Source organism: Soehngenia saccharolytica DSM 12858, assembly GCF_059568515.1.
The window spans coordinates 19,032-41,419 of the sequence record NZ_JCANTN010000014.1 but is presented as its reverse complement, the minus strand read 5'-3'; the positions used below and the strand labels follow the sequence as shown (position 1 = coordinate 41,419).

At 34.0% G+C, this 22,388-nt stretch carries 20 protein-coding genes, 1 pseudogene, 1 riboswitch and 1 other annotated feature; of the genes and pseudogenes, 1 reads left to right on the top strand and 20 read right to left on the bottom strand.

From position 1 onward, the window contains the following. Positions 1-13: 13 nt before the first annotated feature. The 5 genes from BO51_RS05480 to BO51_RS05460 all read right to left on the bottom strand — a co-directional run bounded on the left by BO51_RS05480 (position 14) and on the right by BO51_RS05460 (position 4,886). Positions 14-1,738, bottom strand: a complete 1,725-nt coding sequence (locus BO51_RS05480; RefSeq protein WP_496484727.1) for a proline--tRNA ligase — start codon at positions 1,736-1,738, stop codon at positions 14-16. Positions 1,739-1,786: 48 nt separating this feature from the next. Beyond that, positions 1,787-1,994 (bottom strand) — a binding site (T-box leader). 9 nt (positions 1,995-2,003) lie between these two features. Beyond that, positions 2,004-2,501, bottom strand: a complete 498-nt coding sequence (gene ispF / locus BO51_RS05475; protein ID WP_496484725.1) for a 2-C-methyl-D-erythritol 2,4-cyclodiphosphate synthase — start codon at positions 2,499-2,501, stop codon at positions 2,004-2,006. Beyond that, positions 2,498-3,235: a 2-C-methyl-D-erythritol 4-phosphate cytidylyltransferase gene (gene ispD, locus BO51_RS05470; protein ID WP_496484723.1), complete on the bottom strand. Its 738-nt coding sequence runs from the start codon at positions 3,233-3,235 to the stop codon at positions 2,498-2,500. The genes ispF and ispD overlap by 4 nt, the downstream gene beginning before the upstream one ends. A 15-nt stretch (positions 3,236-3,250) precedes the next feature. Next, positions 3,251-4,336, bottom strand: a complete 1,086-nt coding sequence (locus tag BO51_RS05465) for a PIN/TRAM domain-containing protein (protein WP_496484721.1) — start codon at positions 4,334-4,336, stop codon at positions 3,251-3,253. A gap of 61 nt (positions 4,337-4,397) precedes the next feature. Then, positions 4,398-4,886: a CarD family transcriptional regulator gene (locus BO51_RS05460; RefSeq protein WP_496484719.1), complete on the bottom strand. Its 489-nt coding sequence runs from the start codon at positions 4,884-4,886 to the stop codon at positions 4,398-4,400. 217 nt (positions 4,887-5,103) lie between these two features. On the opposite strand from BO51_RS05460, the gene BO51_RS05455 reads away from it, so the two are divergent. Then, positions 5,104-5,508, top strand: a complete 405-nt coding sequence (locus BO51_RS05455) for a nucleoside triphosphate pyrophosphohydrolase family protein (RefSeq protein ID WP_496484717.1) — start codon at positions 5,104-5,106, stop codon at positions 5,506-5,508. A gap of 18 nt (positions 5,509-5,526) precedes the next feature. On the opposite strand, the gene radA is transcribed toward BO51_RS05455, so the two are convergent. The 15 genes and pseudogenes from radA to BO51_RS05380 form a co-directional block, all read right to left on the bottom strand. Further along, positions 5,527-6,894, bottom strand: coding sequence for a DNA repair protein RadA (gene radA, locus BO51_RS05450; RefSeq protein WP_496484715.1), 1,368 nt, complete (start codon positions 6,892-6,894; stop codon positions 5,527-5,529). A gap of 15 nt (positions 6,895-6,909) precedes the next feature. Beyond that, positions 6,910-9,345 (bottom strand): ATP-dependent Clp protease ATP-binding subunit, encoded by a 2,436-nt coding sequence (locus BO51_RS05445; protein ID WP_496484713.1) that lies wholly within the window; start codon positions 9,343-9,345, stop codon positions 6,910-6,912. 13 nt (positions 9,346-9,358) lie between these two features. Then, positions 9,359-10,375, bottom strand: coding sequence for a protein arginine kinase (locus BO51_RS05440; protein ID WP_496484711.1), 1,017 nt, complete (start codon positions 10,373-10,375; stop codon positions 9,359-9,361). Then, positions 10,359-10,862, bottom strand: a complete 504-nt coding sequence (locus tag BO51_RS05435; protein ID WP_496484709.1) for a UvrB/UvrC motif-containing protein — start codon at positions 10,860-10,862, stop codon at positions 10,359-10,361. The genes BO51_RS05440 and BO51_RS05435 overlap by 17 nt, the downstream gene beginning before the upstream one ends. A gap of 9 nt (positions 10,863-10,871) precedes the next feature. Beyond that, a complete protein-coding gene (locus tag BO51_RS05430; RefSeq protein ID WP_496484707.1) occupies positions 10,872-11,333 on the bottom strand; it encodes a CtsR family transcriptional regulator in 462 nt (153 codons plus the stop codon). Between the two features lie 67 nt (positions 11,334-11,400). Beyond that, positions 11,401-12,180: a transglutaminase-like domain-containing protein gene (locus BO51_RS05425; protein ID WP_496484705.1), complete on the bottom strand. Its 780-nt coding sequence runs from the start codon at positions 12,178-12,180 to the stop codon at positions 11,401-11,403. A gap of 13 nt (positions 12,181-12,193) precedes the next feature. Beyond that, positions 12,194-12,267: riboswitch (cyclic di-GMP riboswitch) on the bottom strand. Positions 12,268-12,389: 122 nt separating this feature from the next. After that, the gene (gene fusA / locus BO51_RS05420) at positions 12,390-14,459 is read right to left on the bottom strand and encodes an elongation factor G (protein ID WP_496484746.1); all 2,070 of its coding nucleotides are present in this window, start codon (positions 14,457-14,459) and stop codon (positions 12,390-12,392) included. 156 nt (positions 14,460-14,615) lie between these two features. Continuing rightward, positions 14,616-15,098, bottom strand: coding sequence for a YfcE family phosphodiesterase (locus tag BO51_RS05415; protein ID WP_496484703.1), 483 nt, complete (start codon positions 15,096-15,098; stop codon positions 14,616-14,618). Next, a complete protein-coding gene (rdgB, locus tag BO51_RS05410) occupies positions 15,076-15,693 on the bottom strand; it encodes an RdgB/HAM1 family non-canonical purine NTP pyrophosphatase (protein WP_496484701.1) in 618 nt (205 codons plus the stop codon). The genes BO51_RS05415 and rdgB overlap by 23 nt, the downstream gene beginning before the upstream one ends. Then, the gene (rph, locus tag BO51_RS05405) at positions 15,690-16,430 is read right to left on the bottom strand and encodes a ribonuclease PH (RefSeq protein WP_496484699.1); all 741 of its coding nucleotides are present in this window, start codon (positions 16,428-16,430) and stop codon (positions 15,690-15,692) included. The genes rdgB and rph overlap by 4 nt, the downstream gene beginning before the upstream one ends. 63 nt (positions 16,431-16,493) lie before the next feature. After that, entirely contained in the window at positions 16,494-17,015 is a 522-nt protein-coding gene (locus BO51_RS05400; RefSeq protein ID WP_496484697.1) for a DUF2179 domain-containing protein, read from the bottom strand. Positions 17,016-17,065: 50 nt separating this feature from the next. Beyond that, positions 17,066-18,382: an N-acetylmuramoyl-L-alanine amidase gene (locus tag BO51_RS05395; RefSeq protein ID WP_496484744.1), complete on the bottom strand. Its 1,317-nt coding sequence runs from the start codon at positions 18,380-18,382 to the stop codon at positions 17,066-17,068. A gap of 276 nt (positions 18,383-18,658) precedes the next feature. Continuing rightward, positions 18,659-19,012, bottom strand: a pseudogene (locus tag BO51_RS05390) (copper amine oxidase N-terminal domain-containing protein); the annotation flags it as partial. Between the two features lie 249 nt (positions 19,013-19,261). Beyond that, positions 19,262-20,257 carry an AIR synthase family protein gene (locus tag BO51_RS05385; protein WP_496484695.1) on the bottom strand — a complete coding sequence of 332 codons (996 nt, stop codon included), beginning with the start codon at positions 20,255-20,257 and terminating at the stop codon, positions 19,262-19,264. 81 nt (positions 20,258-20,338) lie between these two features. After that, positions 20,339-22,375, bottom strand: a complete 2,037-nt coding sequence (locus tag BO51_RS05380) for a methyl-accepting chemotaxis protein (RefSeq protein ID WP_496484693.1) — start codon at positions 22,373-22,375, stop codon at positions 20,339-20,341. Positions 22,376-22,388: the final 13 nt, after the last annotated feature.

Below are 22,388 nucleotides of genomic sequence, written 5' to 3'. Positions count from 1 at the left end.
TAGTCCTCCTTGATTATTTATTTAGTTCAAATCCTTCTTCTCTAAATGCTGATAATATTCTATCATAAACATCTTCTGCTTTTAACTCTTCTTTTTCATTTGATTTTCTCAGTGAAAATTCGACAATTCCATCAGAAGCAAGCTTTCCTACTGTTATTCTTGCAGGAATTCCGATTAGGTCACGATCATTAAATTTTACACCAGCACTTTCATTTCTATCATCAAGCAATACTTCTATTCCTTTATTGCTTAATTCATTGTAAAGTCTTTCGCCCAAAACAACTTGATCTTCTTTCTTAGTGTTCACTATAGTGATTATAACATGATATGGCGCAACTACAAATGGCCATATTATTCCATTTTCATCGTGATACTGCTCAACAATTGCAGCTACAGATCTGGATACGCCCACTCCATAGCTCCCCATCACGAATTCTCTTTCCTTTCCATTTTCATCCAGAAATGTCGCATTTAAACTCTTAGAGTATTTAGTGCCAAGTTGGAATATATTCCCTACTTCAATTCCTCTGTCTATATGAAGTTTATTTCCACAATTTGGACAGGTATCTCCTTCTTCTACCAGCAGTAAATCATCTACAACCTCTGCTACAAAGTCCCTTCCGTAGTTTACATTTTTTAAGTGATGATCAGTTTCATTTGCGCCTACTACTATATTTCTCATCTGAGTTATTCTCTTGTCAACTATAAGCCTAGCATCTTTAAGACCAAAAGGGCCTGTGAAACCTTTATCTGCGTTAGTTATCGCTTTAATAGTGTCTTCATCAGCCATCTCTAGTTCATGCTCAGCTATCTTCAAATAATTTATTAGCTTCGTTTCGTTTAATTCTCTATTTCCTGGTATTAACACTACAATAGGTTTATTTTCCGCTTTGTATATTATTGCCTTTCCAAATTTACTCTTGTCAATTTTTAAAAAGTTTGTCAAATCTTCTATGGTTCTGATTTCTGGAGTATAAATTTTTTCAATATCTAATAGGGCTTCATCATCTTCAATGTTTATGACAACGTCAGCCTTTTCATCAGTTGCAGCATAGTCGCAAGATTTGCAATATGCTATTCTTCCTTCTCCAACTTCGCTCATCGCCATGAACTCATGAGAAACTTTCCCGCCCATTGCTCCTGTGTCGCCTTGGACGACTTTATAGTTCAATTTGAGTCTTGTAAATATTGCATCGTATGCATCCCACATTTTTTGGTATGATATTTTCATGCCTTCTTCGTCAACATCAAAGCTGTATGCGTCTTTCATGATAAATTCTCTTGCTCTAATTAGCCCAAATCTTGGCCTTTTTTCATCTCTGTATTTAGTTTGAATTTGGTAGATAATTAACGGAAGTTGTTTGTAAGAGTTTACTTCATCTTTTATTAGATTCGTAAAATACTCTTCATGCGTTGGCCCTAGACAAAATTCCCTTTCGTTTCTATCTCTTAGTTTAAACATCTCAGGTCCAAAATTATCCCATCTACCTGACTTTTCCCACAATTCTCTTGGCTGGATTGCAGACATCAATAACTCTTGAGCTCCCTTATTATCCATCTCTTCTCTTACGATACTTTCTATTTTCCTAATTGTCCTATACCCTAATGGTAGATATGAATAAACACCACTCACCAATTTTCTTATCATACCCGCTCTCAATAAAAGCTGATGACTTGGTATTTCAGCTTCAGCAGGAACTTGCCTTAATGTTGGCATATAAAGGTTTGACATTTTCATCGCTATACTCCTCCTCTTTCACTAAATAAAAAGACCTTTCATCTTCAAAAAAGAGACGAAAGGCCAAATCCGCGGTACCACTCTTGTTAATCCAATAATTCATTGGATTCACTCATAGGCTATAACGAGCCAAACGTTTAAGCTTTCGCTAAATGCTCTAGGTTGGGTTCATCAATTATTGGGCAAGAAACTTTCCAGCTATAAGTCTCCTCTCTGTATGCCATAATCGATTACTATTCCCTCTCATCGCTACTATTTCTATAGTCTATACAAAAAATTTTTTATTGTCAATATCTTTTTCTAGCAAGCATACGCAATAACTCGTCATTCCTTCTTCTCTACCCTCAAACCCCAGTTTTTCAGTGGTTGTAGCTTTAATGCTTATATTTTCAATTTCAGTATTTAGAGTTTTTGCTATATTCTCTCTCATCTGTTGAATATATGGCGATAGTTTAGGGTTTTGGGCTGCTACAACCGCATCGATATTTCCAATTTTATAACCATTATTTTTCATAATATCATATACTCTTTTTAAAAGTATCATGCTGGATATATCTTTATAAGCCATATCTGTATCAGGGAAATGCTTGCCAATATCTCCTAACGCTAATGCTCCAAGTATAGCATCCATTATGCTATGGACAAGCACATCAGCATCTGAGTGACCCAACAGCCCTTTTTCATGTGGTATATTAACTCCTCCAAGTATCAGCTCTCTATTCTCATTGAACTGATGAACATCCATGCCAAAACCTATTCTCATAGAGCACCTCCGTATTCACCATTGTCTGCGTTCAAATTCATGTTCTTTAAAATTGATTCAGCAATAATTAAATCGTCTGGTGTGGTTATCTTAATATTGTCATAACTCCCCATTATCATTTTTACGGGGTGACCATATTTCTCAACTAGCGAACTGTCATCTGTGGCAACTATACCTTCAAGGCTAGCATATTCATAGCCTTTTATCAACAAATCAGTTTTAAAGCACTGAGGTGTTTGTGCGGCCCAAAGCAAAGCTCTATTAGGAGTATGGTGCACTTGATTATTGGCGTCTACCACTTTAATAGTATCTTTGACTGGAACTCCGATTACGCACGCTCCAAATTCAATTGCTCCTTCAATGCCTTTAAGTATCAATTCTTCTCTCAAAAATGGCCTAGCTCCATCATGAGTTAACACTATATCTGATTTTTCACTTAACGCCAATATTCCATTGTAAATTGAGTCTTGTCTTTCTTTTCCTCCTTTTACAATATTGGTGACTTTAGTGAAACCATATTTCTTGATTATTTCTTTCTTGCAGTATTCAATCTCGGTTGCTCTCGCTACTACTATTATCTCATCTATGAATTTTGATTTGTCAAACTTTTCTATTGTATGTGCTAATATTGGTTTGTTGTCAATCAAGATAAATTGCTTGTTTATCCCACTACCCATTCTATTGCTCATGCCCGCTGAAGCTATGATAACAGATACAAAATTACCTTTATACATTATCTCACCTCTATCCTATCCTTTCGGTTTTGCAAAAATCATTCTGCCCGCTGAGGTTTGAAGTACAGATGTAACAATGACATCGAGATTTTCCCCAATGTATTTTCTACCAGATTCGATTACAATCATAGTTCCATCATCTAAATACGCTAGCCCTTGGCCAGCTTCTTTCCCATCTCTCACTACTTGCACTGCCATCTCTTCTCCAGGTAATACAACTGGTTTTACAGCATTTGCTAGATCATTTATATTTAGCACTTCTATGCGTTGAACTTCTGCAACTTTGTTCAGATTATAATCATTGGTTATGATTTTGCCTTTTAGCATTTGAGTGAGTTTTAATAATTTAGAGTCCACTTCTGCAATATCTTCAAATTTTTTGTCATGAATAATGATTTCTGTATCCAATTCATTTTGAATTCTATTTAAAATGTCAAGCCCTCTTCTGCCTCTATTTCTCTTTAAAGCATCTGATGAGTCTGCAATATGCTGAAGTTCTTCTAATACAAATTCAGGAATAACAAGTGGTCCCTCAATAAATCCAGTCTTAACTATATCTGCTATTCTACCATCAATGATCACACTAGTATCAAGTATTTTTGGCGTAGCTTTTACTGATTTTGTCTTATCTTTTGCACTCTTTCTAATATCGCCATCTTGGGAGAAGTTTTTTAAACTTATATTTATGTCATCCATTTTTTTAGCTGGAATCCTAACTCCCAAGTATCCAAAAAATATATACAATAGCACTGAGCCAGCAAGGCCTATGTATGGGATTTTTATCATATACAAAGGTTGACTCAATAAATATGCTATCAGGAGTCCTATTATCAGACCAATTGCACTAAATGCAATGCTCTGAATTGTGAATTTTTGAAGTTCATTTTCAATTCTCTTTGCTAGGTACTGAGCAAATTGTATGAATTTAGGGGATAAAAAATAAAATATAATTCCATTAACGATAATAAAAGAAATAATTGCAATAATTGAATTAGTACCAGTAAATCCTATGACATTTAGATTTTCCAACAAGCTGTAAATAAAAAAGCCCAACACCATTCCTACTGATGTGATGATAGCTTTAACAATTTTTTCTACCATCCTACCACCTCCTCATCTTAAAAGTATTATACTTTTAATTTCCTCAAGTTTCCAGTTATTTTTAAATTTCTTCATTAAAAATAGCATCATCGACTAGTTTCTCTATCTCATCAACAGATAAACTCGAAGCAAGCACTAATTCAGAATAAAGTATTTTCTTTGCATCATTTAACATTTTTCTCTCGCCGGTTGAAAGCCCTTTTTCCTTATCTAAAATGCTTAAATTTCTAACAACTTCTGCTATTTGATTAATATCTCCCGTCTTAATCAAATCTAAATTTGACCTATACCTTCTATTCCAATTATCAGGCATCTTTGATTTCTTATCCTTCAATATCGAAAAGACAACTTCTATTTCTTCTTTTGATATTATATCTCTTACGCCAACATCTTCTATATTTTCGACTGGCACCATGACCTTCATGTCTCCGATTGGCATTCTCAATATATAATACTCTCTTCTTTCTCCCAACACCTCTTTTATTTCTAAATCCTCTATGACTCCAGCTCCATGCATTGGGTACACAATTTTATCGCCAATTTTAAACATTGAACTTCCTCCTTAAATAAAGTTTACTATTTAATTATAAACTAATCTATGGATAATGTAAAGTTTATATGTTATCATATTTGTATGTAGACAGTCAATTATTTTTTTATTTGATTAAAAAATTCTTTAATTTCAAGAAAATTTAAAATCTTATTTACATAATGTTTGACAAAAAGCAGTTCATTTTCTTATAATAGTAATAAGAAAGGGTGGTTTTATGGATACAATTGAAGAAAAAAATATAATAGATGAATTACAAGCTTTATCTAGCCAAGTTTCAATACGACACAAAAGCATATTGGATATAATGACTAAACTTGATGAGTATAATGCTAGAATCAATAGAGCAGTTGCAAAATCGGTCACAAATTGTGGTTGTATTGAGATAGTAGCAAAAAAACAGGATTTTGAATCAGATACATTGGAAGAATTAGCTCAAAACTTAGATTCACATGTCAGAGGAAATATTTGTAGTGTGTGTAAAGAAAAATTGGAGGAAGAAATAGGCACATATATTTTTTTCTTGAGTTCTTTAGCAGAGACTCTTGGTTTTGATCTTTCTGATACAATAAAAAAAGAGCTTGAAAGAGATAAAATACTTGGGATATACACGATGAAATAATAGTGGGGCAATACCCCACTATTTAAAAAAATCGTTCAATACATCCTTTAATAATTTTCTTTTTATAATTTTTAAACTGTTAAACTTAGTGTATATTTTCACCTCATCAGCTACATACGCTTTTTTAATTCCCATCCTCTCAGCCTCTTTAAGCCTAGGCTCTAAGGATGGTATTTTTTTTAGTTCCCCTGTCAATCCAACATCCGCTAGAAATACAGTATCCGTATCTATCGGAATGCCATGGCATGAAGAGGCTATGCTGATTATTGTCGCTAAATTTGAAGCTTGATCTTTTAATTTAATGCCACCAGTCGTCTTAATTACTACATTTTTATCGTATAAATTTATTCCTCCACGTTGCTCTAGCACTGAAACTAAAGTATTTAACTGATCTCTCTTTAAAGTATCGCTTATTCTAGAAGGATATGGTGTAAATGAGTGCGATACCAAGGACTCAATTTCTAATATTATTGGTCTTGTGCCTTCCTTTACAACTGTCAATGTGCTGCCAGATACATTGTCATCCTGGCTTCTTTTAGTCATAAAAAATTCACTCGGGTTATCTATTGATATCATGCCTTTTTCAGTCATGCTAAAGAAACCAATCTCTCCTGTTGAACCATATCTATTTTTAGTTGAAATCAAGCTTCTTAGTTCTTCTCCAGACTCGCCTTCAATCATTAAAACGCAATCAACCAAATGCTCTAGTGCCCTTACTCCAGCAAGCTCATCTTCTTTAGTCATCTGTCCCACAATAAAAACTACTCGCGGTTTTTTGCTTTCTTTTGCTAATTTCACTAGCTCATAGGCGCATCCCATCGTTTGAGTAGGTGAGCCAGCTCTAGAAGGAAGTGCTTCTTCTATAGTGAATGTTTGAATACTGTCGACAATTATGAATTGGGCATCTATCTTTTTTACAGTTTCAATTATTTCATCTAACCGATTGTCTGAAACTACAAATAAATTTTCATTTATATTGTCTAATATTCTCAACGCTCTTGATTTTATTTGAGAACTCGACTCCTCCCCAGAAGCATATAGGACTTTTAAACCTTGTGCTGCTAGTAAATTTGCTACTTGCAATAGAAGTGTCGATTTTCCGGCGCCAGGTTTTGCGGTGAGTATAGTCACTGAATCTCTGACTATACCTCCGCCCATCACCCTGTCAAATTCACTTATATTAGTCTTAATTCTTTCACTATTTGTAGCATCGACATCAATTAGTTTTGTTGGAACACTCTCGAGTTTCTGTTTATTTTTCTTTGGCATATCTGTTTGCACAATTTCCATAGTCCCAAATTCATTGCATTGTGGACATTTACCTAAAAATCCAACCATCTCATAACCACAATTTTTGCATTGATATACATTTGATCGCTTGGCCACCTAAATATCCTCCAATTATTGTTTTACCGCTATTCTATTGAAAACTAAATTCTCACCATCATAGTTTATTTCAACCTCGTCATCAATATGAATGTTGCCTTTCAATATTTCTTCTGCGAGTCTGTCTTCTATCATTTTCCGAATTGTTCTTTCAAGTGGTCTTGCGCCAAATACAGAATCAAATCCTTGTTTTGCAATATACCTCTTTGTGTCTTCTGAAATTTTTATCTTTACGCCTAATTTGCTTAATCTTTCTTCCAATTCTTTAACCATCAAATCAACTATTGCGTAAATTTGATCTTCTTCAAGCCCGTGGAATACTATTACTTCATCTATTCTATTTAAGAATTCAGGTCTAAATGTTTGTTTTAGCTCTTCGGTTATTATTTCTTTCATCTTTTCATATTCTTTTTTATCTGATTCTTCTCCTGTTGAGAATCCAAGAATATTTTGTTTTTTAATAGATGTTGCTCCTACATTTGATGTCATTATGATAACTGTGTTTTTAAAATCGACAGTTCTTCCTTTAGAATCAGTCAATCTGCCTTCGTCGAGTATTTGCAGAAGCATATTGAATACATCAGGATGTGCTTTTTCTATTTCATCAAACAAAACTACTGAATAAGGTTTTCTTCTCACGGCTTCAGTGAGTTGTCCACCTTCTTCGTATCCAACATATCCTGGAGGAGATCCAACTAGCCTAGAAACAGAGTGTTTCTCCATATATTCACTCATATCTATTCTTATCATAGCATCTTCGTCGCCAAATAGAGCTTGTGCCAATGCTTTTGCTAGATAAGTCTTCCCTACACCTGTAGGCCCAACAAATATAAAGCTACCTATTGGTTTATTAGGATCTTTTAAGCCCACTCTAGCTCTTCTAACTGCTCTTGAAACAGCTTCAACCGCTTGGTCTTGTCCTACTACTTTCTTGTGAAGTTCTTTTTCCAAGTTTAATAATCTTTCACTTTCCTCAGTTGACATATTTGTCACTGGTACCCCAGTCCATTGGGATACTATCTCTGCTATTTCATTGTATCCTACAACTAGGTTGGTTTCATGTCTCTTCTTTTCCCATTGGATTTTCTTGCTTTCCATTTCTTCTTTTATCGTCTTTTCTTCATCTCTTATCCTTGCTGCTTTTTCGAAGTTTTGTGTGTTTATAGCCTCTTCTTTCTCATGTTGCAATTCTTCAAGCCTATTTTCTAATGTCTTTAATTCCAATGGAGCAACATAGTTGTTAACTCTTAACTTAGACGCTGCTTCGTCGATCAAATCAATCGCCTTATCTGGTAAAAATCTATCTGTAATATATCTATATGAGAGTTCAGCGGCTGCTTGTATAGCTTCATCAGTGATCTTTACACCGTGATGAGCTTCGTATCTATCTCTTAAACCCTGAAGTATTTTAATTGTATCCTGAACACTTGGTTCTTCAACCATTATAGGTTGTAATCTTCTTTCCAATGCTGAATCTTTTTCAATATATTTTCTATACTCATCGATTGTTGTAGCTCCGATTATTTGAAGTTCTCCTCTTGCGAGAGTTGGTTTCAATATATTTGATGCATCTATTGCGCCTTCAGCAGCTCCTGCGCCGACAATTGTATGAAGCTCATCTATGAATAGTATAACATCTCCAGCTTCTTTTAATTCTTTCATGACAGCTTTTAATCGTTCTTCAAATTCTCCTCTGTATTTTGCTCCAGCGATGAGTCCAGGTAAATCTAGTGTCAATATTCTCTTATTCTTTATCACATCTGGAACATTTCCCTCAACTATCTTTTGAGCTAAGCCTTCAATTATTGCAGTCTTACCAACTCCAGGTTCACCAATTAGCACGGGATTATTTTTAGTCCTTCTGCTTAAAACTTGAATTACTCTTTCTATTTCCTTAGATCTGCCTATGACAGGATCAATCTCTCCATTTTCGGCCATTTTATTTAAATCAACGGTGTATTTTTCAAGATTTGGTGTTTCCTTCTCCTCTTCAGCGCCCTTATTGTAGTTCGATGGATCTGTTATCTTTGTGACAATTCTTTGAGCCAACTTCTGAGGATCTACTCCTAGCCTTTTCAAAATTGTCGTTGCAATCCCTTCGCCTTCTACTATCAATGCCAATAAAATATGCTCAGTTCCAACATAATTATGCCCTAAATTTCTAGCTTCTTGAAAAGATAATTCAAACACCCTCTTTGTCCTTGGAGTGTATCCTAATACTTCAGCGCCTTCTTCCCCCATACCTACTATAGTGTATACTTCACTTCTGATCTTGTCTAAAGTAACTCCAAATTCTTTTAAAGTTGTAGCAGCAAGTCCTTGATCTTCTGCCATCAACCCTAGCAATAAATGCTCTGTGCCTATATAATTGTGATTAAATTTCTTAGCTTCTTCTTGTGCCAATAATATGGCTTTCTGCGCACTTTCGGTAAATCTTCCATTCATTCCCATATGATAACCTCCATTATCTAAAGTATTCTCTAATTATATTGGCTCTCAAAATATCTCTTTCAGTTCTATTCATAGCTTTATTGGATTTATTTTGAATGTTGCCTGGTTTTATGTCTAACATCAATTTGATTAAATTCTCATATTTTTCGCTTTCTATTAAGCCTAAGTCATATCCTAGCTTTACAATCGATATCTGCTCCATTGCTTCATTAGATGTGATCATTCTAGCATTTTGTAAAATTCCAAGTGCTCTATAAACTTTATCCTCGAGTTCAAGTCTTTTGTTTTCCAATATAAAATTCCTTGTGTTTTGCTCTCTGTTTCTTATCTCTGTAGCTATTTCATCAATTTTTTTGATTATCTCTGATTCGGTTTCCCCTAGTGTCAGTTGGTTTGAAACTTGATACAAATGGCCTACAGCTTCAGTTCCTTCTCCATATATGCCTCTTATCGTCAGTCCAATTCTCTTTAAAGCATCCATAAGGCCCATAATATATCCCGTAATTGTCATTGCTGGCAAATGAAGCATCACAGATGCTCTTAATCCAGTTCCTACATTCGTAGGACAAGATGTTAAATATCCATATTCAGCGTGAAATGCATAATCCAATTTTGATTCAAGCAAGTCATCTATATTTTCACATTCTTCCCATGCTTCATTTAGTCTTAATCCTGGAAAAAGTGTTTGCAATCTCAAATGGTCTTCTTCGTTGATCATTATAGTAGCTTTTTCATCATCTCTTAAATAAAAAGCGCTCTTACCTGTTTGCTCGACTAAACCCGGACTGATTAGATGGTCTTCCATAAATCTCATTCTGTCACGTGGTTCTAATTGCTCAAGATTATAAAACTTATACTCTCCATTAGGAAAAACATCTTCTACGGCATCTCTTATTTTATTCAGAGTGTTTTCAGCTTCTTCCTTGGAAGAGTATAGCGGGAAAGTATCATTTTTTAAATTCCTTGCAAGTCTTATGCGCGAGCTGATTACAACAGGGTCGTGCTGATTATCATTAATCCATTTTGTCATTTTTATCACTCCCGCTAGCTAGCTCTAATTTGCTCTTCAAATCTTTTATTTCGTCTCTCAGTAGTGCAGCTTTCTCATACTCTTCATTCTTGACAGCTTTGTCGAGCTCAGCTGTTAATTTATCTATATCCATTTCCATTTTCAACAGCGGATATGCTCTTTTCGGCATTTTACCATTGTGTTTAGTATGCCCATGTATACCCTTTATTATATTCTTTAAATCATCACCAAATGCATCGTAACATTCTGAGCAGCCTAATTTACCAGTAGATCTAAATTTTTCATAGCTTAATCCGCAATTTGGACATGTTACATCAGGTGCTGAGTAAATGCTGCTAAATAATTTATGAAGTGGAAATTTATTGATTAAATCTTCTTTATACCCAGCTGCACAAATCTCGCACAGATGATGTTCTTCGACTTTTCCATTAATCACAGACTTATAATGTATCTTTGCTTCTCTCTTATTGCATGATTCACAAATCATATTATCCCTCTATTCTACAAGTATTAATATTATGTTTTTTAAAATACTAGCTCTCAATCTATTTCTGACATTTACTTCTGTTTCAAAAGCTCTATCACTAATCGCTGCTTTAATTATATTTGCTTCCTTCTTTGATATAAGACCCTCTTCACAAAATGTTTTTATGATATCATTTGCCTTAGCTTCTGTTATCGAATCGCCAATTAAATCATTTAATATATGCTCAAAGTTAAAACCATTATTCTCATTTAAATCAACCTTTACTATTTTTATATACCCACCGCCGCCTCTTTTACTCTCAATATAATAACCTTTATACGGTGTAAATCTTGTGTCTAATACATAATTTATTTGAGAAGGGGTGCAATTAAAATAGTTAGCTAATTCATTTCTTTGAATTTCAACAACTCCATTCATTTCATCAATCAAGTTTTTAATGAATTCTTCTATGACATTACTTAAACCTGCCATGATAGTCTCCCTCCTGACTTTGACTTTCTTTGTCTTTTGTATTGAAAAATTAAGCCTTTCGGCTTAATTAATACTCTCTAACTTTATTGTAGTCTAAATCCGACTTAAACATTGAAACCTTAAGCCTCTTGCTAACATATGCACTGTCATATGTAGTATCGACGACTTGCCATTTACCATCTAGATAAACTTCATTCCATGCATGGTAATTTTTAAGATCATTTTTGTATCCTTTGACAAGTTTGCAAGGAATACCCTCTGATCTAAGGATAGCCGCAAACAGTGCGGAATAATCATAGCATATGCCTTTTTTTTCACTCATTATTGTGCTTAAATCAGGAACATAATCATCTGGCAAATTCTTTATTTTTACTTTATCGTATTTAATGTTCTTTACTATATAATCATAAGCAGCTTTTACTTTTTCCTCATCTGTAGTTTTGTCGACAACTATTTCTTTTGCTAGAGCAAGAAGTTCTTCATTGCCTTCCCAAATTACAGGTTGGGATGATGAAAGATAAACATTTTCAGGTTCTTCATTAATATTTAAATATACTTTATTGAGAACACTGTATCTATTTCCCTCTATATTTCTTAATAGCTTGACTTCATAAGTTCCTTTGCCGAATTGAATTGGCAAATATTCAGTTTGGTTCTTTAAACTATAATAATACTTGTTATTGCCATATTGAACCATCAATCTCATTCCATTGCCGTATTCATTTGATTCAACCTTTATTCTATTTTCCAAAACAGTTAGGTTGAAATCTGAGCTCGCTGAAACCACCCCGTAAAAGTTAAAAATTATAAATAAGCACACAAACATACAAACGAGCTTTTTATACACAGTAAACTCTCCTTTCGGTAACTGGCTGCCTTTTAAGGCCCTATAGCTTTGCGTCCCTATCTTTCAATAGGTTTGCCTTTATCGTTTGACAGTTTACAAAACAAAAACTCTTTTGTAATTGTCACAGTAATTATACCACAATTTATATAATTAAATCAATTATTTTTTATTTATATTAATGAAAGAAAAAAGGTGGGAATTCCCACCTTTTAATGATTCTCTTTTTCTTTTTTTGCTTGTTCAATTATTTTTTCTGCTATCATTGCAGGGACTTCTTCATATCTTGCAAATTCCATTGTAAAACTTCCCCTAGCTTGAGTCATAGCTCTTAAGTCAATAGCGTACTCAAACATCTCAGCATGAGGTGCTTCAGCGACAATCTTTTGACTGCCGTCTGGGAGTTGTTCCATCCCTAGAATTCTTCCTCTCCTCTTGTTCATGTCTCCCATTACATCGCCCATGTATTCTTCTGGGATTACTATTTCCACTCTGACTATAGGCTCTAATAAAACAGGTTTTGCTGCTTCCATCCCTTTTTTGAACGCCAATGAAGCCGCTATTTTAAATGCCATTTCGTTAGAATCAACTTCGTGATAGGATCCATCATATAGTACAGCTTTTATATTAACAACAGGATATCCAGCTAAAACTCCGTGCTCCAAAGATTCTCTTATACCTTTTTCTACTGCTGGCCAGAAATTTCTTGGTACAGAACCTCCAAATATTTCTTCAGCGAATACAAATTCTTCTTCACATGGCTCAAACCTCATATGAACATCGCCATATTGCCCAGCTCCACCGGATTGTTTCTTATGTTTGCCTTGAACAGATGCGGTTCCCTTTATAGTTTCTCTATAAGCAATCTTAGGGTTAGTTAATACGACATCTACTCCAAAATTTTGTTTTAGCTTATCTACTATAACTGCTAATTGGACATTTCCTTGACCTCCAATCAGCAATTGCTTGGTTTCCGAATTTCTCTGTATGACAAATGTAGGATCTTCTTCCATTAATTTTGCTAATGAAGCTGAAATTTTTTCTTCATCGCCTTTATTTTTAGGGTCTATTGCCATGAACAGTGTAGGCTGAGGATAACTAATTGTTTCGTATACTATAGGATTATTCTTATCACATAATGTATCTCCTGTTTGAGTAGAGTTTAGCTTTGAAGTTGCACCAATGTCACCCGCAATAATTTCAGTAGCTTCGATTTGGTTTTTGCCTCTTAAAAAGAACAGTCCTCCCAACTTCTCGCTCTTCTCCTTTGTAGAGTTGAATACTTCAGTATCTTTTGTGATTTTCCCTGACAGTACTTTAAAAATAGAGATTTTCCCGACAAATGGGTCTGCGATTGTCTTAAATACTATAGCAGAGAAAGGTTCATTTACATCTATCTTTCTCACAATCTCTTTGTCATTCCATCTTCCTGTTACACTTTCCAAATCTGCAGGGGAAGGCATGAATTTAATGATTAAATCCATCAAAAAGTCCGCCCCTATTGTTTTTTCCGCTGACCCTAATATGAGTGGTACCAAATCAGTTGATTTGACGGCTGATTTTATCCCTTTTTCTATTTCTTCAGGGGTAAAGTCTCCACCATCAAAGTATTTTTCCATTAAAGCTTCGTCTGTTTCTGCTATTTTTTCTTTGATTTTTTCTTTGATTTCTTCTACTCTTTCCATTTGATCATCTGTAAGTTCTACTTCTTTTCTAGTTTTTCCAGAGTATTCATATGCCTTTTCATCTATTACGCTGACAAAGCCTTTGAAATTTTCAGCTTCACCAATGGGAAATGCAAAAGGTACAATTTTGTCTCCAAAAGTAGATTGTAAATCTTCAACTAATTTATCAAAGTTGATGTTTTCTTTATCCATCTTATTTACAAAAATCAGTCTAGGTGTCTTATATTTTTCTACGTTTTTCCAAGCTTTCTCAGTACCTACTTCTATCCCAGATGATGCATCTACTAACAATACCGAGCTCTCAGACGCCCTTTTGGCACCATACATTTCACCAATAAAGTCAAAATATCCAGGTGTGTCAAGTAAATTTATTTTTATATTATTCCACTCAACTGGAATTACAGAAGTAGCTATTGATACTTTTCTTGCTATTTCTTGTTTATCAAAATCTGACATTGTGTTTCCTTCTGTTACTTTCCCTTGTCTAGTTGTAACTCCTGCTTGAAATAGGAGAGCTTCAGTTAGTGTTGTCTTGCCATTGCTACTGTGTCCCAATAAAGATACATTTCTAATCTTGTCTGTTGAATACGATTTCAACATGCATTCCCCCTAACTAGAATTTTATTTAAAAGTAAACTACTTTTTAAATCAAAACACAAATCAAATAATTCCACGCTTTTAAATTATAACACGAATTTTCTAATTAATCAAAATATAATTTTTGTGAGTTTTCTAAAAATTATGCCTATGACTTCATTTTGAAATATTTCTTATATCAGCCCAAATATGTTCATTTGTTACATCCAATACTGCAAAAGTCTTTTTATAATCTCCCCCTCTTGGGAAAGTTGGACTACCAGGATTTAAAAATAGAATGTCTTCTAATCTATCTATTGATGCAATATGTGTATGGCCAAAAAATGCTGACTCAGCGCCTTCTTTCTCAGCCAATGCCATGAGTTGTCTTAAGTCTAATTTTACGTTTTCTTTATGGCCGTGCACTAAGATCATTCTATGTCCAAGCATCTCCACAATTAGTTTATCTGGATAATTTGCATAAAAATCGCCGTTGCCTCGAACAATGTATTTTTCAGCAATGTTTAATCTCTTTGCTATTTCTTCGCCATCTTCTACATTGTCTCCTAAAAAAAACAACGCATCAAAATTCTCATTTGCTACTGTTTTTACCAATGGTGATATTCTTCTATGGGTATCACTTGCCACAAGTATTTTCATTTTCATCACCTAATAATTTGATTAAAATTTCTCTTAAGTTTTCAATCGCTTTTCTTCTGTGGCTTATTTCATTTTTCTGTTTGCTGCCCAATTCTGCAAATGTTTTATCAAAACCATCTGGCTGGAAAATAGGGTCGTATCCAAATCCATTTTCTCCTCTTACTGTTGTCAATACCTTTCCAAAGCATCTGCCTGAAGCAATAAATTCTTTTTTATCCTCTGTGATTAAGCAAATAACAGTTTCAAAATACGCATTACTTTCTTCTCCATTTAATTTTTTTAAAAGCAATTCCACATTTTTCTTATCGTTGCCATCTTCCCCTGCGTACCTTGAAGAATATACGCCTGGCTCTCCATTTAGTTTTTCTACAAAAAGCCCTGTATCATCAGCTACAACTAGATAATCAGTGTACTTTGATATTTCTCTTGCTTTTTTCAAGCTGTTATCGATGAGTGTTTCTCCATCCTCAATTACCTTTAAATCTTCTAAGCCTATTTCATCTTTTGATAAAATCTCTATTGGTAAATCGCTTAAAATATCTTTTATTTCATTGACTTTGTTTTTATTATCTGTTGCTAATACCAATTTTCTCATTCTTTTTCACCTATATATTTATTTATATCTCCGAATATGCTCTTTTCTAATTCAATAATTTCATTGTTCCCTTTTGTAGCTAAATCTAAAAGCTCATTCAATTCATTCCTTGAGAATGATTTGCTTTCTCCAGTTCCTTGTATTTCAACAAATTCGCCCTTGCCTGTCATTACAACATTCATGTCAACCAAAGCTTTAAAGTCTTCTTCATAGCACAAATCCAATACCGGCCCATTCTCTATTATGCCTACGCTTACTGCAGCTAAATAGTCTGTTATTGGAAACTTTTCTTCATTGTTTTTAAACTGTTTATACAATGCATCTACCATGGCAATATATGCCCCTGTAATTGAAGCAGTTCTTGTCCCTCCATCAGCTTGTATAACATCGCAATCTATCCATACAGTTCTCTCACCAAGCTTCTTTAAGTCAACTATATTTCTTAAAGATCTCCCTATCAGCCTCTGAATTTCTTGATTTCTACCATCAATTTTACCTTTTACGGAATCTCTAACTTTTCTTACGGCTGTGCTAGCTGGTATCATCGAGTATTCGCTTGTTATCCAACCAGTACCACTGTTTTTTAAGAATATTGGCACCTTCTCTTCTATCATTGCAGTACATATAACTTTTGTATTTCCCACCTCGATTAATACAGATCCGTATGGATGCATTAAATAATCTCTAGTGATTTTTATTTTCCTCATTTCATCATTATTTCTATTGTCAATTCTCAAATTTATCTCTCCTCATTATTAAAATTATAATCATATTAAAAAATAAACCTCCAATAAGGAGATTTATTTTTTAATTACGTTAAAGTATCCACCTCTTATAGGGCTTATGTTGTTTACTGTTAAAAACGCATCTTTATCGATATTTTCAACGATTTCTCTTAGCTTTCTTAAATCTTTTCTGTTTAGTACAACATTAAATATTTCTCTGCTCCCCTTTAATCCTTCTCCTACAAGAACTGTCACTCCAAATCCATTAGCTCTTAATGCTTCTAGAAGTTCGTCTTTAGTATTTTCTCCAGGAATAATCTGTGCAGAGAGATTTCCTAATGCTATTTTGTTTTCTATTGTTATACCTACATAATTTCCCGCAGCGAACCCAAGGCAGTAAGCAAGTAAATTCAAAGGATTGTCTAAACTGTTTACAACTTTTCCAAGCACTGTAACATAAACTCCAACCTCGAAAAAGCCAATCGCAGCAGCTTGAATTTTTCTACCCTGGACAACCATAAGAGTTCTCACAGTAGAAAGCGAAACATCTAAAACCCTAGCAAAAAAAATGAGTGCATATCCCAAAAAAGCTCCCAATATTTAAATCTCCTTTCAATTAATAAAGGGAAGGTTTCCCTTCCCTTATTTTAATACTGTTTTAAATATTGTTCAACCCCATTTGCAATGCCTTGCACAACTTTTTCTTGGAATGGGTCTTGAATCAGTTTTTGAGCATCATCTGGATTAGTTAAAAATGCAGTTTCTATCAATACTGCAGGCATATTAGTCAGCCTCAATACTACCAAGTCTGATCTTTTCTTTATGCCTCTTGAATTAATTCCTGTTGCACTTACGATTGAGTCATGAATGGATTTTGCAAAAGGATATTGGTCAATTGTTTTATAGCTGCTTTCTGTTGCAGGGCAGTAAAGAACTTCCAGCCCATTTACTGAATTTAAAAGAGTCGAATTGCAGTGTATGCTAATAAACAAATCGGCGTTGATATTGTTGGCAATTTTAGGCCTTTCATATAAGTCTATATAAGTGTCTGTGCTTCTTGTCATAATGACATTGTATCCCTTTTGCTTTAACGCATTCTCTAATTTAAGTGCTATGGATAAATTTATGTCCTTTTCTTTAAACCCTAAAATAGATAGAGCACCAGGGTCTTTTCCACCATGCCCAGCATCAATTACTATTGTCTTTCCTGATGGATTTGTAGGAATAGTATTTTCTGATCTCGCATTGAGCTTAAAGAAAGAACTAGTTGAATCTACGTTGTAATTGATCTTTCTGTTAAAATTTATTATGATAATAGCTGTATTTTGGGTTTTCTCAATTTCTATAGTATTAATAAAGTTATCATTGATATTGTATTTCCCTGTGGGTATATCTACCAATCCATTTTCGAACGAGAGTATCAATTGATTGTTTACATCTATATAATCGGTTATTACACCGCTTGATGCAATTGCAGGTATGCTCAAATCAAAAGAAGAAGCATCAGTTTTATATGCGATATAATTAAACAATGTGTTCTCTGGTACTAAATAAAGTTTATCATCTTTAGTGACTATATTTACCTTTGGATTTACTCCTGAGTTTATATCCAACACAACTCTCACTATTTTATCATCAGGAGAATAACTTGAATCAGGCGTAAATTGAGAAACCCTAACCGAATTAATAAATCCAAGTTTGTAGTCAAATGTTTGATATAAGTTTCCTAATAACGTTGAATCCTTTATGTCCAATACATATCTTGTAGGATTTTCTAATAAAAAGCTTTTGTAATCTTTCCCATTTATTCCTTTAATTACAACTGCCTCTTTACCATCTATAAAGCCCAAGCTAATGTCTGATATATTATTTATCGTTGGAGCTGGTTTATTGGACTCAAATGATATAATCAATGATTTCCCATCTGCTGAAGTGCTTAAAATTTGCTTGCCCTCATCGTTCATCATCAATGTCAAACTCACTTTATATGGATCTGGAGGAATTGAGGATTGCTGACATAATATTTTTTGAATGAATGTTCCACCTATTTCATTTTCAAATATGGTCTGGCTGTTTCCTCCAATATTGAGTTTTGTATTGATAAATTCGATGTTGTATTTCTTATTTAAGGAATCATAGGATACTTCATAATCTAGTTTTTGATCACTATCTATGGCAATTTGATGGTTTCCATTTGCATCATAAACAGTCCTTATATTAGTTATATTTGCTACAGTTGAAGTGTTTATTTGCGCAGTGTAATTCTTGGAATCCCATAAGACCTCATATCCTAATACTTCTGAAATAAATCTAACGGGCACCATTGTTCTTGCATCAAGTTTCCCATCGGTATTATATGTAACTAATTTAGGTATGGAGTTCTTGTCTAGGATTCTTTCGACACCATTTACTAAAACTTTATTGCTGTCTACCGTTAAAATAACAACAGTCGGACCGTCTACTACAGTGATCGTCTTTGTCTTATCTTCCCATCCTACAACTGCTCCAAAATCTTCTGCTACGAATCTTATTGGCACTAGAGTCCTATCTCCTAATACAAATGACGGAACTTTAGAATCTAACTTGTTCCCATCTAGTAGAACAGAAACTTGCCTGACTTTTAAGCTGCTCCCATCTATTCCAACAGTAAAAAATTCACTCGCGTATGCACTCTTGTTAAAAATCAATAAAAACATAATTAGAATTAAAGCAATATGTCTCTTCTTCATGTCTATACTCCTTCCATCCCTTAATCAATCACCAACCTCTATCTTTAAGTTTATATATATCACTTTAATATGCAGCTTTCAAGCAATTTAGCAATTTGTAATGATAATGTAACATCATTTTATCTTTTTAAGAGCTTTATAAAGTTCATCGCTTTTTGGAGAATCTATTGGGTTTTCTACCCCTCCTGTTACTGAAACTATCCCTTCTTCTGTTATTTCTCCAATACAAGTTGCCAATATATTCTCCTTTTCTAATGAAAGAATTAATTCATCTGATTTTTCACTGGGAACTATCATAAGCATGCTTCCGCTTGATATCAGCTTAAATGGGTTTATCTCAAATGCATCACATATTTTTCTTGTGGCTTCTAATACAGGGAATTTATCTTGATAAACTCTGATTCCTTTTTTTGTTGCGTTTGAAGCTTCCCAAATAGCCCCATATAACCCGCCCTCAGTTATATCATGCATGTACAAAGCTCCATTTTTTATTCCAACTGTCCCTTCTTTTACCACGGATATGCTGTTGATAAGCTCTTTAGATAGTTCGATTTCCTCTTTGGTTAAAATCTCAAAAGCTTTCTCTCCAAGCTCGTTTACTAATATGTTGGTTCCTTCCAATCCTAGCCATTTAGTGACGATCAATTTGTCACCTATCTTTATATTTTCATAGTTAGGCAAATATTCTTTTTTTAACTTGGCTAAAACCGTTGAGTTTATAATTGTTCTATTTACAGCATCTGTGATTTCCGTATGTCCTCCAATGATTTCGACTTTTTCATCCTTTGCAGCATCAGATGCTTCTTGCATTATTAAGTCTATTTCTTCTTTTGATATTCCAACTGGACATAAAAGTGTTATCAGCAATGCTACAGGTTCGGCTCCCTTAGTTGCAGCATCATTTAAAGTTACGTATACAGCGAGTTTACCTAGATTTTTTGTAGCACCTGTTATTGGATCTGTGCTCACAACACAATAATCATCGCCAAAGTCAACAATTCCTGTGTCTTCACCAACTTTGGAGCCCACTAAAACTTCTTCTCTCTTATATTTAATATTATTTAGGACTATCTGTTCTAATACTTCATTTGGTAATTTGCCAATTTCCAATGTCTACTCCTCCTTATGCTTATTAATGATCATAAAGTTATTATACACTTATATAATGAGAAAGAGCTAGATAATCTAGCTCTAAATCTTAAATATTTCTATTAATTTACTTAATTCACTTGCCAATCCTTTTAATTTATCGGCATATTCTAAGAAGTTGCTTGTTACTGCCGTCACTTCTTCTGTAGAAGCAGAGAGTTCTTCTGTGCTTGCGCTAATTTCTTCTGACACAGAGGAAATGCTTTGCGTATTATCTAATATCTCATTCTTGTTGGATTCAATAATCACAGTTTCGTCAGCTATCATATTCATTTTCTCTCTTAATAAATCAAGCGAAACTTTGATCTCATTGAATATTCGTTTGGTAAATTCTACTGAATTCTTTTGGTCATTTACTGCATTTGTAGCTTCATCCATGGCATCAACCGCTAAGTTTGAACTATTATTTACATTTTGGATCAATTTTGCTATGTCTTTAGTTGCACTGGCGGATTTTTCAGCTAATTTTCTGATCTCTTCAGCCACGACAGAAAATCCCCTGCCTGATTCTCCAGCTCGAGCTGCTTCTATAGCAGCATTTAAAGCTAATAAATTTGTCTGTTCTGCTATTTGTGATATCGTGTCTGTAATCACATTTATTTGTTTAGCATTCTCTTTGACTTCGTTTATTATTTTATTTACATTTTGTGATGATTTTTCAGTATTGAGAGCTCTATCTTCCAATAGATCAACTTGTTCCAGTCCATTGTTGCCTAGAGAATCTAAGTTTTGCACTAGCTCGTTTATTTTAGTTATACTGTCAACTAGACTATCTAAAGTGTTGGATAGCTTTTCAATGTTTTCAGAGTTTTTATCGATGTCGTTTGCTTGTTCTTCACTTCCCCTAGCTATTTCATAAGTAGTTGATGCTACTTCATTCATAGCTGAATTAACTTCTTTTGTCATATCGTAAATTAAGTCAGATGTTTTAAGTACAGTATCAGAAGATTCTTTTACTCCTTCTATTGTCTTTTTTATATTCTTTATCATGCTATTGAAGCTATCTGAAAGTTCTCTAAACTCGTCTTGAGTTTGTATGTCTGTTTCAATTGATAAATTACCATTAGAAGCTTCTTTGAATGCCAATCTCAATTTTGTAACATTCTTTGATATATATTTCCCGAGTAAAAATGCAGCTACTCCAGTGATGATTATCGCTATTATTATCGTAATGGCTGTTGTATAAAGCATAGGTCTTGTCTTTGACAAAAATTCCTCTGCGGGGATTTGTGCTATTATCTTCCAACCAGTTTTTTCATTTGTCGTGTATGAGTAATATACGCTTTTACCATTTTCATCTTTACTTTCAACAATTCCAGCCTTGCTAGAAAATATTTCTTTAGAATTTGGTCTTTCTCCAATTGTATTTGTTCCTATCTTTGATTTGTCTTTATAGACTAAATTTAAGCCGTTGTTATCTGTTATGAAAATTGTTCCCAAGTCACCAACTCTTAAATTTACCAATTGATCGGTAAATACTTTTAAATCTATATCTACTCCAACAGTTCCAACTATCACCCCATCTTTTTGAACGGCCTTAGCTGCTGTAGTTATTAATTGTGCATCTCCTTGTTCAACGTAGTTTAGATATGGCTCAGACCAATTCACTTTTTCTTTATTCTCAGTTGCAGTTATGTACCAATCTCTTACTGTTGGGTCATAGTCATCAAGTGGCTCAACTGGGAAAATAGGCATTCTCTTGTCCATTGTGCCAAAATACACCGACAATATGTTAGGGTCTATGTTTTTTATTTTTTCCATTTCTTTTAAGAGATTATCATATTGTGTTTCATCTTCAAAATAGCTTAAAGTGAATGAGTTTTGAGATAAAAGCAACATCATGTCTTCTATTTCCTTCAAGTAGTTAGTTATACTCAAATTTACATATTCTAATGTTTGAGAACTTGAAGATTTTATTTGATCTTCTAATTTCGAACTAGAAATATAGTAACTTGCTACCCCTGATACAAGTAGTGAAAACACCGTAACAACTATCATAATCACTCTAACTCTGTTGCTTAGTGATTTGAATTTGATGCCTTTGTTTTTCTTTTTTGTTTCTTGATTCTTTAAGTCCATAAATATACTCCTC